The organism is Marinobacter sp. CHS3-4 (assembly GCF_030053415.1).
Classification (GTDB): Bacteria; Pseudomonadota; Gammaproteobacteria; order Pseudomonadales; family Oleiphilaceae; genus Marinobacter.
The window spans coordinates 250,836-265,527 of sequence record NZ_JASGBJ010000001.1; the positions used below are offsets into that span (position 1 = coordinate 250,836).

The following is a 14,692-nucleotide window of genomic DNA, read 5'->3' on the forward strand; positions in this document are numbered from 1 at the left end:
GCCGCTGTCCAACCTCTGGGCAGCGGTGGATTTCTCCTTTTTAAAGCGCATTCTCTTTTGTTGCCACCCAGGATGCTTCGGCTTCTACAAGGTAGTCTCTGAGCGCAACCGTCGTGATGTCATCGTAGGCGGCCATCTCGGGCGTGGCGAAACACGAGAGCAAATCTTCCAACTGGTCGTCGTCCAGCGATTTCATCATCACGTAGGTGACGAGCTTTCCATAGCTGTGAGATTCGTCAGACATCTGCTCGAAGTCCGGATTGCTGAAAAACGCGTCCATACTCTCTTTGTCGCGGCCCAGCTTTGGGTATTTGGCGCTGACGTCCAGATTGATCAGCCAGAACATTTGCCGAGTCACGTCCTTCCAGATTTCAGGATTACGTTTTTCGACCTGTAGTGCGTCTAATTGCGCCATACGAGCGGGATCGGGCTCTGTGATACCGAGATCCAGTGGCACCAGTTGGTCGCGGAAGGCTTGAGCGCCCTCGCGCGTCAGGCGTTGGTATTGGGCGACATGGTATTGATGCATGAAGTCACTGGAGAAGCACTGCATCAAGGGTTTCAGCTGTTGCGGTTCCAACTCTGAAGCGAGTTCCGAAACGGCTTTTTGATAGATGGTTTTGACGTCGATTTTCCCGGCAAAGCCGCGGAAAATATCGGCCAGCTTCTGTGTGGGCATGCCCCGGGCGATTCGATTATTGGTCTCGGACACCGTCAATCGGAAGGACAGTACCCGCAGGTCCAGTCGGCTGGCCTCGACCAGACGTTTCACGTCATTCGGTGGGATCTCGGCCTTGGCGAAGGGCATCGCCGCCACCAGAACCAGTGCAAACAAGTGCTTCATGAAAATGTAACGCACTGATTGACTCAGAGCATTCCTTTGCTTTTGTGGATTCCGAGGCGACATATTAACCAATCCGTTGTCTCTTTGACCATCAGAATGCTGTCGAATCCTTACGAAACTATGGTATTTCAGACAGTTAGCCTGATGTTTGCGGTTCCCGGTCACTTTCTGTACACTTTTTATTAATTGAACGTTCAATTAAAAAATGGACCGAGATGATATGCCAAAAGTCGGAATGCGCGACACCCGCCGACAGCAGTTAATTACCGCCACGATGGAATCGATTGCCGAGCTTGGCATGCAGAACACCACCATCGTCAGCATCAGCCGTCGTGCAGGCTTGTCTTCCGGCATTATCGGCCACTATTTCGGCGGCAAGCAGGGATTGATTGAAGCTGCCTTGCGCTACCTGCTGGAGCAGCTCGGCAAAGAACTGAAAGAGCGGATCGCTCGCACCGATGGCTCGCCGGAGCAACGCCTGAAGTGCATTGTCGAGGCCAACTTCTCCGACTTTCAGCAAACAGAAATGGCAGCCAAGACCTGGCTGAGTTTCTGGGCGAGATCCATGCATGAGCCCGGACTTCAGAGATTGCAGCAGATTAACAACGCCCGGCTGTACAGCAATCTCCGGTATGCCTTTGCGGCCCGTTTACCGCCGGAGGCGGCAACGGCTGCCGCCCGTCAGACCGCGTCAATGATCGACGGCTTCTGGCTGCGAAGCGCGTTGAGTAAAGACCCGGCAGAGGGTTTTGCGGAGGCGCAAACCCTGTGCAAGCGGTTTGCACTGTCAACACTGAATTCAGGATCGCACTGATCCAAGCAATCTGGAGCTGAACAATGGCACTAACCCGCTATCGGAATTTTATAAATGGCCAGCCCATGGCAAATGCGTCTGGCGAAACCTTTTTGGTGGTGAATCCGGGAACCGGTGAGCCGGCCTACGAAGTGGAAGTGGCCGATGAAAAGATTCAGCAGGCGGTGATCGAAAGCGCGCAAGCTGGGTTTGAAGTCTGGTCCGCCATGACAGGCATGGAGCGCAGCCGGATTCTGCGCAAGGCCGCTGACCTGCTGCGCGAGCGCAACGACGAGCTGGCCGCCCTGGAAGTGGTTGATACCGGCAAGCCCATGCAGGAAGCCGAAGCGGTAGATGTGGTCACCGGTGCCGACGCAGTGGAGTATTTCGCCAGCGTGGCGCCAACCATCGAAGGCATCCAGCAGGATCTGGGCGAAGACTTCTTCTATACCCGCCGCGAGCCACTGGGTATCTGCGCCGGCATCGGTGCCTGGAATTACCCCATCCAGATTGCGTGCTGGAAGTCGGCCCCGGCGCTGGCCACCGGCAATAGCATGATTTTCAAGCCATCGGAAGAAACACCCATGGGCGCCATGAAGCTGGCGGAAATTTATATCGAAGCTGGCGTGCCAGCGGGTGTGTTCAACGTCATTCACGGGGCTGGAGAGGTTGGCGCCTGGCTGACCCATCATCCGGACATCGCCAAGGTATCGTTTACCGGTGAAGTCGCGACAGGCAAGAAGGTGATGGCTGGCGCCGCCACCAGTCTGAAGGACGTCACCATGGAGCTGGGCGGCAAATCGCCGTTGATTATCTTCGACGACGCCGATATTGATAACGCGGTGTCCGCCGCCATGGTTGGCAACTTTTACACCCAGGGTGAGATCTGCACCAATGGCACGCGTGTGTTTGTTCATGAACTGATCTATGACGAATTCATGGAGCGGTTGATGGAACGCACACTGAAGAATATCCGCATGGGTGACCCGTCTGACCCGGACACCAACTACGGTGCGCTGATCTCCCAGAAACATCAGGATCTGGTGCTGAGCTACATCCAGAAGGGCGTTGCCGAGGGTGCGACTCTCACTCATGGTGGCAAGGCGGCAAGCCCGGCGTCGGCACCGGGTGGCTACTTTGTGGAGCCAACGATCTTCACCGATTGCACCGACGATATGACCATCGTCAAAGAAGAGATCTTTGGCCCGGTGATGTCGGTGCTGACCTTCATCGACGAGGACGATGTGATTCGCCGTGCAAATGACACCGATGTGGGCCTGGCCGCCGGCGTGTTCAGCAATGACATTCGTCGCGCTCACCGGGTAATTCATCAGCTGGAAGCCGGCATCTGCTGGATCAATAGCTACGGCGAATCTCCTTCGGAAATGCCAGTGGGCGGCTACAAGCTGTCAGGCATTGGCCGCGAAAACGGTCGCGAGACCCTGACTCACTACACCCAGATCAAGTCGGTGTATGTCGGGATGAAGGATCTCGACGCGCCTTTCTAAAAAGCTCACGTGGAAGACGGCGGGGAAGGCTTCAACGACTCCGTTCGTTTAATCGGCGGCATTATTACTCAGCCACCGAATCCATCCGACACCGCCGGTTAATACCCGGCGGTTATCAAGCAAGCCAGCAGCACTTACCTATCGCCGCCAGACGGTTCGATAGCCAGACAGGTAGCGCGCGATAGCTAAGTGTTGAGTTTGTGTCCGATTCAAGCATGAGGAGGAACAGCTAATGCTGAACGCAGCATCGCACTTTGCCAAACGGAGGGTCTTCAAATGACACTCTGGTTATCCGCAGGCATGATTTTCACCTTCGCCGCCATCGCGGCGATCCTGTTGAAATGGGGCAACATGAAGGTGATCGGCGTGACGCCGGTCCACACCCTGACGTTTGTCGCCATTCTGTTTACGTCCGGCCTGGACGTTGGCCTGATTATGTTTCCGCTGACCGAATTCGGCAGCTACGCAAACCTGACTGAAAGCCCGGAATACGGCTTCGCCAACCCGCTGGCCATCGAGTTCGGTTTCTGGGCCTTTCTGATCTGGGGATTCTATTTCCTGACCTGCTTCTACTTCGCCATCATCGAACCACGGGTGAAGTTTTTTGAAATCCCGGTGGTGAAGGTCATCAACAACGTGGTGATCATTGGCACCTGTGCGTTTACCGCCTATCTGCTGCTGGCCAACTTGCCCTGGTATCTGCCTCAACTGGGTGACGGCGAGAGCGTGGTGCCGGAGTTCTACCTGATCGTATTGGCTTCCATTGGCCTGGCGGTGTATTCCAGCTCCAAGCTCAAATACGTGCGAATTCTGAGCCTGGCCTCCAGCGGCCTGTTCATTGCGCTGATCGCGGCGATGTGGGTTCGCGCGTTTGTTATGGGTAAAGGCTCGCCGGGGGATTTCTTCGGGACCGCTGGTTTGCTGACCGAGTACTTCGGCAACATTCACCAGTTTGTCCTGCCCATTAACGACTACCACGAGTTCTATCTTTACTGGTGGTTTGCCTGGAGCATCATGATCGGCCAGTTCACCTCACGCTTTGTGAGCGGTATTCGTACCTGGCAATTGTTACTCGCCATGCTGGCAATTCCGTCCATTGCCATCGGCGTCTGGTTTACCGTGCTCTACCAGTACCACTCTGAAGGTCTTGAGGTGGCTGCACTGACCAACATCGCGATGATCACGGTGGGTGTGTTGATGGTGGTGAACTCACTGGATTCACTGATTCGTCTGTACACGGACAATCTCAACCTGACCGCTCAGCGGCTGGGGCGGATGAACTACGTGATCTTCAACTTCGTTGCCATGGTGGGGCTGACTCTGCTGTTCCAGCTGGAATTCCTGCAGATACAGTGGGTTGGTGCACTGGTGATTGCGCTGTACTTCGGTTGTGCGCTCTACATCGTCGCCATGCGCTGGTCAGAGTTTGCAGCCATCAAGGCGTCGCCTGAAGAGAATATCCTCGACTTCCACCGAATCGAGCAGGCAGGCTAGATCTGGCTAGCCCATCAGGTCGCCCTCAGAGGATCGGTCTTTCGACGAGGTCTCTGAGTGGCGACACACCCGATTGCGCCCACTGGATTTCGCGGCGTAAAGGGCCTTGTCGGCATAGACAAGCAGATCGTCAAGCTTGTTATCCCGGTCGGGCACAAAGCTGGCGACACCGGCACTGATGCTCAGCATCACTTCACCTCTCTCCAGTGCTACTGGCGAATCATTGACGGTCTTGCGGAGCCTTTCGGCCACCTCTGCTGCTGCGTCTTCATCGGAGTCTTCCAGCAAAATCGCAAACTCCTCTCCGCCAATCCGTGCAAGAAGGTCGATCTCCCTGACCGTGTTCTGAGCCACTTCACTGAGTTGAATCAGTGCCTTATCCCCAACAGCGTGGCCATAGGTGTCGTTCACTTTCTTGAACAGGTCAGCGTCAAACATGATAACTGACAGGGGTTTGCCGGATCGCACCGACTTTTTAACGGCTGAATGACCTAACTCGAAAAAGAAGCGGCGATTGTTCAGACCGGTCAGAGAATCCGTGCGAACGGTTTCTTCCAGGCGCCGATTGGCCTCTTCCAGTTCAGTGGTTCGCTCGGCTACCCGATGCTCCAGGTTGGTATTCAGCTCATTCATCTGCCGTGTTTTCTCGGCCAGTCGCTGGATCAGATCCCTTAACACCGACGACAGGACTTTCACCTCCTGGTAGTCGTCCCTGAGCTGGATCAATGTTGAAGGGTTGTCCGGATCAAGGTTATCTGCTTCGTGAGCCATTTGCAGCAGGGGTCGGGTTGTTCTGCGCGCCATGGTTGATGCGAACAGGATCAAGACTATAGCAACCAGAGCGCCTGAGATGACCAGTGTATTGCGCAGTTCACGGGCGGGCAGAAATGCTTCTTCAGCGGGTTTACTGACCAGTACCAGCCAGTTGAAACTGGCGTATTCATCATGGTCCTGCATACGGCTGTAGCCAACCAGATAGTCTTCGCCATTGGCCTGGGTTTTCAGGCCGGTCCGGGTGGTCATATAGCCGGGTTTGTCTGATTGTGCGGCCTCAATCAACGACTGGTTCAGTGTCGAGCCCAGGCTGCCTTCCGGGCCGATGAGCACCTTGCCTTCTTTATCTGCCACGATCAGTTCTGATTGCAGACGTTCCTGCATGGGTGCAAGTAGCGACTCGCCAATGCCGGCCACCCAGTCGAGATACAGGTGGGCACCTAATACGCCCAAGAACCCGCCATCGCTGGAGGTCAGGGGCACGGCCACGTCGACAAAGCGCAGCGGCCTCTCAGACTCGTTTTCCAGCTTTTCGGCCAACAACAACGCTTCATGGGCATCGCCCAGGTAGGGTTTGGTGGACGCCTCCTGGAACCAGGGCCGATGACCCACATTCATACCCTTGAGCATGTCGCCGGAGCTGGCTAGCACTGTGCCATCTGGCGACACCAGGCCAAGCCACGCGTAGGCCAAGAAATTCTTTTCCAGGGCATTCAGCATGCCCGTGACGTCCGAGTCCTGCTCGTTTTCCATCTGCTCACTGGCAAGTGCGGCTGCCACCATCAGGTCGCTGTAGCGCTCGTGCAGATCCAGTTGAATCTTGTCCCTTAACTGTACCGCCACTTCTTCCAGATTCTGACCGGTAGATTTACGGAGCGCGTCAACCGCAAGGTCGCTGGCAAACCAGGTTCCTGCGGTAGTGGCGACCACCACCAATAGTCCGAAAAACAGGACGAGACGAACTTTAAGGGTGTTGAAGGTTTCGATAGTCGGTGTCCGGGTTCGGGTGAATGATCAAATCCGTTGTACTAGAGGGTACCGGTGGCAATCCCTGGCCCGTCTCTGCCAGTATAGTTGTCTTGTGACGGTTTTTCTCGCGCGACGATTCCATTCCGTGGAGTTGGCTGCGCCTTCTACTCAGTAGAACCTAGCTAGTCAGTAGGACGCTTTCATGAACATCGCTGTTTTCTGTGGTTCCAGAGCGGGTAATGATCCCGGATTCTACGAAGCCGCCGAGCTTTTTGGTCACACCATGGCTAGCCAGGGCCATTCGCTGGTTTTTGGTGGCGGCAAGGTAGGCCTGATGGGATGCATTGCGGACGCCGTGCTTGCCGGCGGTGGCAAGGCGTTTGGTGTTATTCCCGAATCCCTGCGTGATCGGGAGCTGGCCCATACCGGTTTGACCCGGCTGGACGTTGTCAGTTCCATGCACGAACGCAAAGCGCTGATGGCCGAGCAGGCCGACGCGTTTGTTGCGCTGCCGGGTGGTCCAGGCACCATGGACGAAATCTTCGAAGCCTGGACCTGGGCCCAGTTGGGTTATCACGACAAACCCTGCGCCTTCCTGAACGTCAACGGCTATTACGATCAGCTGTTGGCGTTTCTCAAAACCATGACGCAGTCAGGTTTCCTGAAGCCTGAACACGCTGACATGGTGATTGTTGAAGAAAACGCAGATGCACTGATTGCAGCGTTACAAAAACCTGTCAGAAAACTGTCCCGGTGATTTACCTTATCGAACCTGATATTGCCAGCGCGTTTGCCATTGGCCGAAGCGAGCGCGGCCTGAGTGCAGGTCCCCATGCCTCAGAAAACCCGGATCTTTATCGACTCTCTGGTTGCCTACTTTGAAGTCCCCGGCGATGCTGGCCCGGACTTACAGTGAAGTAGCGCTTATAGTCGCGACTGAATTGCGGCACGCTTAGGTACCCGACGGCCGAAGCCGCCTGGTTAACGTTGAGCTGATTGCGGGTCATCAACTGACGGGCCTTGATGAGGCGGAAACGTTTGAGATACTGCACCGGCGATGTACGGGTGATTTCCTTGAAGTGCTGATGAAAAGCCGAGGTGCTCATATTCGCCAACGCGGCCAATTCTTCAACCGTGTATTCCCGTGAATACTCTGCGTGCATTTGCTGAAGCACCCGCACGATTCGCGAGTATTGCCCCCGGTTCTGGACCAATGCCCGAAGAGCGGGCCCCTGTCCGCCTTTCAGAGCTTCATAGATCACTTCCCGGACCCGTCCTCGACCCATGACACGGGCATCCATGGGGTCCACTATGGCACGCATCAGCCTCACCATTGCTTCATGCATCCCCTCGGTCATCGCCACGGATGCCATCGGCAGGGGCGCCGTCTCTTCATGGTTGGTGAATTCTTCTGTTGTCTCATGCACCAGTTCGCTGAGGGTGGATGGATCGAAGCGAACGGCAATACCCAGTAAGGGCGCGTCCGGAGTGGCCTGGGTTTCGCATTCGAATGGCAGGGGCAACGACTGAACCAGATACTGGCCCGGGTTGTAGTGAATCGTCCGGTCACCGAGATAGCCTACCTTTTGACCCTGAGCGATCACGATCAGGCTCGGCTCGTAAATGAGCGGTGTGCGTGGCACCGGACGGCGCGAAGCCACCAGATAGACCTCTGCCAGTGAGGTCCGGATGAAGCCATCCCGGTTGGCCAGCGGCTCAACCAGCTCTAGAAGTTGCGGCGAGGAATCGTGCGGCATGGGTATCTGACTCGAACAGGGTTTCAGCGCATTATGCAGATTTTAGTGCCTTCACGGCGACTTTCCGCTCTCGTTTCCGGAGAAATAGGCAAAAACGCTGCAGGATTGGTTATGGTCTTCGCCCCCGGAGCTCCGCCAGAATGAAGCCTTTCATCAAGCCAACAATCACCCTGGAAGGCACTGAATATGAGCACCAAAGCGTTTGCCGCCCCCGCCGCGGATGCACCCCTGAAACCTGCCCGCTTCAACCGTCGCGACCTGCGACCGGACGATGTCGCGATCGAGATCGACTATTGCGGCGTGTGCCACACCGACATCCATTTCGCCCAGAATGACTGGGGTTTCACGCAATACCCGTTAGTCCCGGGACACGAGATCATCGGACGGGTTACCTCGGTCGGCGACCAGGTGAGGGCGTATCGTGAAGGTGACCTTGTAGGTGTTGGTTGCATGGTCGATTCCTGCCGCAGTTGTAGCGCCTGCGAATCGGGCCTGGAGCAATACTGTATCGAAGGTAATACCGCCACATATAACGGTGTTGACCGCCACGATGGTTCGATCACCTTCGGCGGCTATTCGGAGCGTATTGTGGTCAGTGAGCGTTTCGTGGTGCGCATTCCCCAGAAGCTGGACCCGGCTGCCGCCGCACCTCTGCTCTGTGCAGGGATTACGACCTATTCTCCATTACGCCATTTTGGAATCGGCCAGGGCCACAAGGTGGGGGTCATTGGTATGGGTGGATTGGGCCACATGGGTATCAAGTTCGCCAAAGCGTTTGGCGCCGAGGTCACCCTTTTCACCCGCTCGGAAAATAAGGTGGCGGAAGCTCACAGGCAGGGCGCGGATCATGTAATCGTCTCCACGGACCGCAAGCAAATGAAGGCGGCGGCTGATCAGTTCGACTTCCTGCTCGACACGGTTCCGGTCAAACATGACCTCAATCCGTACCTGAGTTGCCTCAAATACGACGGTACCCACATCCTGGTCGGCCTGGTGGAGCCCATCGAGCCGACCATCCACGCCGGACAACTGGTCATGAAGCGCCGTGTATTGGCCGGTTCACTGATTGGCGGCATGCCGGAAACCCAGGAGGTGTTGGACTTCTGTGCTGAGAACAATGTCAGCTGCGACATCGAGATGTTGGATATTCGCAATATCAATGCGGCCTATGAACGCATGAAGCAGGGCGACGTCAAATACCGTTTTGTCATAGACATGGCCTCCCTGAGGGATGTCGTTGTTGAAACGGCTCAACAGAGGAGTAACCCATGATCAAAGTGAGCGTTTATTATCCTAACGACGACGATACCGAATTTGACGTTCAGTATTACCAGCAGCAGCATCTTCCACTTTTGCGTAGCAAATTAGGGGACTTCCTTCTGGACGATGTCATTGAGGTGGGCATCTGCGGTGCCCACACCGGTGAAAAGCCGGCTTTCGTGGCAGCTGGTCATCTTTACTTCGAATCGGTGGAGTCGTTCCAGAAAGCCTTTGCTCCGCACATGAAGCAGATTCAATCAGACATTCCCAACTATACGAACGCCCGGCCTCTGCTTCAGGTCAGTGAAGTGTTCTATACCCGGGAGAGCAGTCATGCTTGAGTTGATTTTCACGACCGTACTTGTTGCCAACGCGCTCTGGTTCGGAGCAGCCTTCCGGGTGTTCTGGCTCAAAGGGCCGCTGACGTCCAACATGTTGATACGGAGGGAAGAGCGGGACTCGCCACTGCGGGAAACGGTGATTGCATCAGGGCGCTTTCTTGGCGGGATGAACCTTGGTTTCTCCGTGTTTTCAGTCTTGTTGATCCTGTTCCTGGATCACTTCTCCCAGCCCATACAGATCTTTGTGTGCTGTATCGCCTTCTGCGTTGCCCATGGCAGCCAGTTCGCAGGTAATGTTCCGCCAGCACGCCAGGAGCGCAGAGGAGAAACACCGGTCTGGCCTGTCTTGCGCGGGCCGATGCTTTTCATCTTTGTGGTGGACCTGATCATGGCAGCTGTTAATGGAGGGGTGGCCCTGATCGCCCTTGGATCGTCCTAGCTATCAATACTCTGGCAATCATCCCCGCGCCAGGCATTTGATGGCTGCGGCTGCCGCTGAGGTGCGGTTTTCGACACCGAGTTTGCGGAATACCTGCTCCAGATGTTTGTTCACGGTGCGTGGACTCATATCCAGAATCTGGCCAATCTCGCGATTGGTCTTGCCGTTGGCAATCCACAGCAACACATCGGATTCCCGGCCAGTCAGGCTGAACCTGTCGCGCAGGGCGCCGGTGGCCGCGCTGGGTTGCTGAACCTCGTGCAGGCGAAGCAGGTATTCGCGATTATCGACCAGCGTCAGGAATTCCACCGAATGGGGTTGTGGCAGAAAATCCAGAGCCAGGCTGTGGCCGTTTTGGGGATCGTGGCTGAGCCATTCCTTAAGGGCGAAGCCAAGCTTTTGCTGGTGATCCGCAGAGTCCGCGGTTAAGCGCTGATGGACCTGGGGCGTTGCCCAGAGAATGTCGCCATCGCGGTCCACGGCAAACAGATTCTGGCCGGCGGTATCCAACGCCTGACGCGCGCTGCGGGCCATACGTGCATTCGTCAGGTGGACCTGCATTCGGGCCAGTACTTCGGTGGTGTTGATCGGTTTGGTCACGTAGTCGACACCACCGCTGTTCAGACCCATCACCACGTGTTCCGTGTCGCTCAGGCCGGTCATGAAGATAATCGGTGTATCCAGGAACTGAGGGTTCTGCTTCAGCTGCCGACAAGTCTCGAAGCCGTCCATATTGGGCATGATGGCGTCCATCAGCACAATGTCCGGGGTAATGTTCTGGCTGATGGTCAGGGCCTGGTTTCCCTCCAGCGCGACCAGCACGGTCATGCCCGCTTCCTCCAGAGCATCACTGATCATGCGGATCGAGTCGATGGCGTCGTCCACGACCATGACCACGGTTTTCTGGGGTTTGAGAGAGTCAGGTGCGTTCATAGTCGGTCACCTTCAGTGCATCGATAATCTTGTCGAATTGAAAATCGTTGGTTAGGCGAATGATTTCCTCCACAAAGCCCGGGTCGGCCTGGCCCTGGTGCTCCATGCCATGGACGGCCTCCAACAGGCCTTTGCGATGGCCGATGGTGGCCAGTCCGACCAGTGCCGCACAATGCTGTTGCGCGGGCAACACCAGGCCACCGCTGGCGGGAGCGACCGGGTTCGCCATGGGTTCGGGGCTTTTCTCGAACCGCCACTCCAGAGCGATCAGGCGGGCAATGTGATCCAGCAGCAGGTTCAGGCGCACCGGTTTAATCACGTAACCGTTGTGAAGTTGTGGTGTGTCTGGCTGGTTGCGCCCTTCGCTGGCGTCGGCGGATACCATCACCACGGGCAGCTGGGGATGCTTGGCCCTAAGCTGAGCCAGGATTTCCCAGCCATTGTAGCCGGGCATGGTGATGTCCAGCAGCACCAGGTCCGGCAATTCCTGCTCTACGGCGCTGGTAACGGCCAGGGAATTGCCGATGTCGATCACTTCAAATCCCAGTGGGGCCAGCATGGCGCGGATGATCTGACGATGGGAGGTTTCGTCGTCCACCACCATGATTTTGCGACGTGGCCCTTCGTAGCCGTAGATTCGTCGTGCCGGCGATGTCATCGATTCCGGGCGTGGCGTGTGTAAGCTGGACAGCATCAGGCTGACCTTGAAGGTGCTGCCTTTTCCGGCCTCGCTGACAACCGACAGGTCGCCGCCCATGATTTCTGTCAGCAGGTGAGTGATGGTCAGGCCCAGGCCTGTTCCCATCTGGCTCTGGCCTGGTGAGCGAATGCGTTCAAAAGGCCGGAAGATGCGTTCGAGGTTTTCTTCGGCAATGCCCTCGCCGGTGTCCTCGATGGTAAATTCGGCGACCTGGCTGCGGTACTTGAGTGTTAGTGCCACGCGGCCAGAGTCGGTGTATTTGATGGCGTTGGACAGCAGGTTGATCAGAATCTGCCGCAGGCGCTTCTCATCGGTGGTCACCAGTTCCGGCAGCTTGCCGATTCGGTGATACTCGAAATTCAGGCCTTTTTCCTCGGCTTGCAGCCGGAACATGTGCACCAGCTGTTCCATCAATAAGTCGATCCTTACCGCGTCCCGGTGCAGGTCCAGGCGGCCTGCCTCGATCTTGGAGATGTCCAGCAGGCCTTCGATCAGGTCCGCCAGATATTCACCGCTGCGGCGGATCACGCCCAGGGCGTCTTTGCGGTTCTCAGGTATCGAGGCATCGTTTTCCATCAACTGGGCGTAACCCAGAATGGCATTCAAGGGCGAGCGAAGTTCGTGACTGATGCCGGTTAAATAGCGACTTTTCGCACCATTGGCCGCCTCTGCGTGTTCTTTGGCTTTTTGCAGTGCCTGATCCGTGCGCTCGTGGGCGACGATTTCCTCGGTTAACAGGCGGGTCTGTCGTTGGGACTCTTCCTCTGCCACCATTCGACTCTCGTGGGCCAGCACGAACAGCCAGCATACGATCCCGGTAACGATGATCAGAACAAAAAACACCTTCCAGAGCGTGATTGATAGCACCGCGGCCTCGGCGGGAGAGCTGACCAGAGTCTGTTCGTGAATCAGCCAGAGCAACAGACCTGAAAAACCATTGATCAAGAACAACAGCACCAGAAAATGCCCGATGCGTGAGTGCAGATAATGAAAAGCGCTTTGTGGAATGAACAGGTCGAAAAAGGCCCGCATCTGTTCCCGATAGCCTGCCCCGGGTTTGCAGAAATCGCCACACCGGGCGTCCAGTGAGCAACACAGCGAACAGATGTTTCCGGCATACGCCGGGCAGTCGGTGACATCTTCCGGTTCGAAGGCATGTTCACAGATGCAGCAGGCCACCAATTGATGATCGGTGGCGATGGGCGTGAAGGGCCGCGCGGTGTAGTAGCGGCCTTTGGTTTTCCAGGCAATGATCGGCGCAATTAGCAGCGCAGCCCCCAGCGTGATGAAGTGGGACAGCGCTTCGGGCACGTCCCCGAGTGCCCCGCCATGACTCACCATGCCAATGATTGACGCCAGAACCATCGCGCCCACGCCCACGGGATTAATGTCGTACAGGTGCGCACGCTTGAACTCGATGTGCCTGGGGCTGAATCCCAGCGGCTTGTTGATCACCAGGTCCGCCACCAGCGCGCCCACCCAGGCCACCGCCACAATGCCATAGAATCCCAGAGTTTCTTCCAGCGCCCGGTAAACCCCCAGTTCCATCACCAAAAGCGCGATGGCGACGTTGAATACCAGCCACACCACGCGGCCGGGATGGCTGTGTGTCAGCCGGGAGAAGAAGTTCGACCAGGCGATGGAACCGGCGTAGGCGTTGGTGACGTTGATCTTGACCTGACACAGGATCACGAAAATCCCCGCAATGGCGAGCGCCGCTTCCGGTGATGACGTCATGTAGCCAAAGGCCACCATGTACATGCGTGTGGGATCCGACGCATCTTCCGGAGACACGCCCTGGTTCAGGGCCAGCACGGCCAGAAATGACCCGGCCAGAATTTTGATGGCGCCTATCACAATCCAGCCTGGTCCCCCGGACATCACGGCCGTCCACCAACGCAGCTTCTGACCCTTTTTAGGCTCTGGAATAAAGCGCAGGAAGTCCGCCTGTTCCCCGATCTGCGCCATCAGAGAAAACACCACCGCCGCCGCTGCCCCAAAAAGCAGCAGATCCACGCCTTCGCCCTGATCGGGTGCAAAACCCTGAAATTGCGTCCAGTCCGTTACCGAGCTGGCGTCCTGCCAGAGAATGAACACGAATGGCAGCAGCTGAAGCAGAATCCAGGCGGGCTGAGTCCAGAGCTGGAACTTACTGATGGCGGTGATGCCATGAGTGACCAGTGGAATAATCATCACCGAACACACCAGGTAGCCAATCACCAGTGGGATGCCGAACAACAGCTCCAGCGCCATGGCCATGATGGCGGCCTCGATGGCGAAGAAGATGAAGGTGAAAGACGCATAGATCAGCGAGGTGATGGTGGAGCCAATGTAACCAAAACCGGCGCCCCGGGTTAACAGATCAATATCAACGCCATAGCGGGCCGCGTAGTAGCTGATGGGGATGGCGGTCAGAAAGATAATCAGAGCGACGGCAAGAATGGCGGCGACGGCATTGTCAAAGCCGTAATGGATGGTAATGGCGCCGCCAATGGCTTCCAGCGCGAGGAAGGAAATCGCGCCCAGCGCCGTATTGGTCACCCGGCCGGCAGACCACCGCCGTGCGCTCTTGGCGGTAAAGCGCAGGGCGTAGTCTTCCAGGGTCTGGTTGGCGACCCACTGATTGTAATTCCGCCGCACGCGGAAAATGCTTTGCCGGGCACTCATGGTGAGACCTTTTTCGGATACTAGACCCGATTTCCGCATCAATTCCTGTGCCATCGCACATAAACGGGAAGGAAATAGAAGATCGGGCGCACCTGTGTTGTATCGCGACGGGTGTTGGCGGGGTATGCGTCAAATGACGTAGGTCGCTGGTGTGTTTGCCGAATGGGCGGAATCGGGACCTCCGCAGAGAATGGTTATCGAGGGCGCTCCCCC

At 56.5% G+C, this 14,692-nt stretch carries 12 protein-coding genes; 7 read left to right on the forward strand and 5 right to left on the reverse strand.

What is annotated here, in order from left to right:
- Positions 1 to 40: 40 nt before the first annotated feature.
- Positions 41 to 859, reverse strand: a complete 819-nt coding sequence (locus tag QLQ17_RS01160; protein WP_283207704.1) for a hypothetical protein — start codon at positions 857 to 859, stop codon at positions 41 to 43.
- 205 nt (positions 860 to 1,064) lie between these two features.
- On the opposite strand from QLQ17_RS01160, the gene betI reads away from it, so the two are divergent.
- The 3 genes from betI to QLQ17_RS01175 all read left to right on the forward strand — a co-directional run bounded on the left by betI (position 1,065) and on the right by QLQ17_RS01175 (position 4,639).
- On the forward strand, positions 1,065 to 1,658 hold the full coding sequence (gene betI, locus QLQ17_RS01165) for a transcriptional regulator BetI (RefSeq protein ID WP_283207705.1): 594 nt from the start codon (positions 1,065 to 1,067) through the stop codon (positions 1,656 to 1,658).
- 23 nt (positions 1,659 to 1,681) lie between these two features.
- Entirely contained in the window at positions 1,682 to 3,145 is a 1,464-nt protein-coding gene (gene betB, locus QLQ17_RS01170; RefSeq protein WP_283207706.1) for a betaine-aldehyde dehydrogenase, read from the forward strand.
- Positions 3,146 to 3,421: 276 nt separating this feature from the next.
- Positions 3,422 to 4,639, forward strand: coding sequence for a BCCT family transporter (locus tag QLQ17_RS01175; protein ID WP_283207707.1), 1,218 nt, complete (start codon positions 3,422 to 3,424; stop codon positions 4,637 to 4,639).
- Positions 4,640 to 4,645: 6 nt separating this feature from the next.
- On the opposite strand, the gene QLQ17_RS01180 is transcribed toward QLQ17_RS01175, so the two are convergent.
- Positions 4,646 to 6,343 (reverse strand): sensor domain-containing diguanylate cyclase, encoded by a 1,698-nt coding sequence (locus QLQ17_RS01180; protein WP_283207708.1) that lies wholly within the window; start codon positions 6,341 to 6,343, stop codon positions 4,646 to 4,648.
- 241 nt (positions 6,344 to 6,584) lie between these two features.
- Between QLQ17_RS01180 and QLQ17_RS01185 the strand changes: the two genes are divergently transcribed.
- Positions 6,585 to 7,139 (forward strand): LOG family protein, encoded by a 555-nt coding sequence (locus QLQ17_RS01185; RefSeq protein WP_283207709.1) that lies wholly within the window; start codon positions 6,585 to 6,587, stop codon positions 7,137 to 7,139.
- 97 nt (positions 7,140 to 7,236) lie between these two features.
- Here QLQ17_RS01185 and QLQ17_RS01190 read toward each other — a convergent pair whose 3' ends face one another.
- A complete protein-coding gene (locus tag QLQ17_RS01190) occupies positions 7,237 to 8,139 on the reverse strand; it encodes an AraC family transcriptional regulator (RefSeq protein ID WP_283207710.1) in 903 nt (300 codons plus the stop codon).
- 186 nt (positions 8,140 to 8,325) lie between these two features.
- Between QLQ17_RS01190 and QLQ17_RS01195 the strand changes: the two genes are divergently transcribed.
- From QLQ17_RS01195 to QLQ17_RS01205, 3 genes are read left to right on the forward strand one after another with little or no spacing between them, the layout of a single operon-like run.
- A complete protein-coding gene (locus QLQ17_RS01195; RefSeq protein WP_283207711.1) occupies positions 8,326 to 9,411 on the forward strand; it encodes an NAD(P)-dependent alcohol dehydrogenase in 1,086 nt (361 codons plus the stop codon).
- A complete protein-coding gene (locus QLQ17_RS01200) occupies positions 9,408 to 9,740 on the forward strand; it encodes an EthD family reductase (protein ID WP_283207712.1) in 333 nt (110 codons plus the stop codon). The genes QLQ17_RS01195 and QLQ17_RS01200 overlap by 4 nt, the downstream gene beginning before the upstream one ends.
- Positions 9,733 to 10,179 carry a hypothetical protein gene (locus QLQ17_RS01205; protein ID WP_283207713.1) on the forward strand — a complete coding sequence of 149 codons (447 nt, stop codon included), beginning with the start codon at positions 9,733 to 9,735 and terminating at the stop codon, positions 10,177 to 10,179. Before QLQ17_RS01200 ends, QLQ17_RS01205 begins: the two co-directional genes overlap by 8 nt.
- Positions 10,180 to 10,197: 18 nt before the next feature.
- Here the strand turns inward: QLQ17_RS01205 and QLQ17_RS01210 are convergent, their stop codons facing one another.
- Both QLQ17_RS01210 and QLQ17_RS01215 read right to left on the reverse strand, forming a co-directional pair.
- Positions 10,198 to 11,112 (reverse strand): response regulator transcription factor, encoded by a 915-nt coding sequence (locus QLQ17_RS01210; RefSeq protein ID WP_283207714.1) that lies wholly within the window; start codon positions 11,110 to 11,112, stop codon positions 10,198 to 10,200.
- On the reverse strand, positions 11,099 to 14,479 hold the full coding sequence (locus QLQ17_RS01215) for a hybrid sensor histidine kinase/response regulator (RefSeq protein WP_283207715.1): 3,381 nt from the start codon (positions 14,477 to 14,479) through the stop codon (positions 11,099 to 11,101). Before QLQ17_RS01215 ends, QLQ17_RS01210 begins: the two co-directional genes overlap by 14 nt.
- Positions 14,480 to 14,692 lie beyond the last annotated feature (213 nt).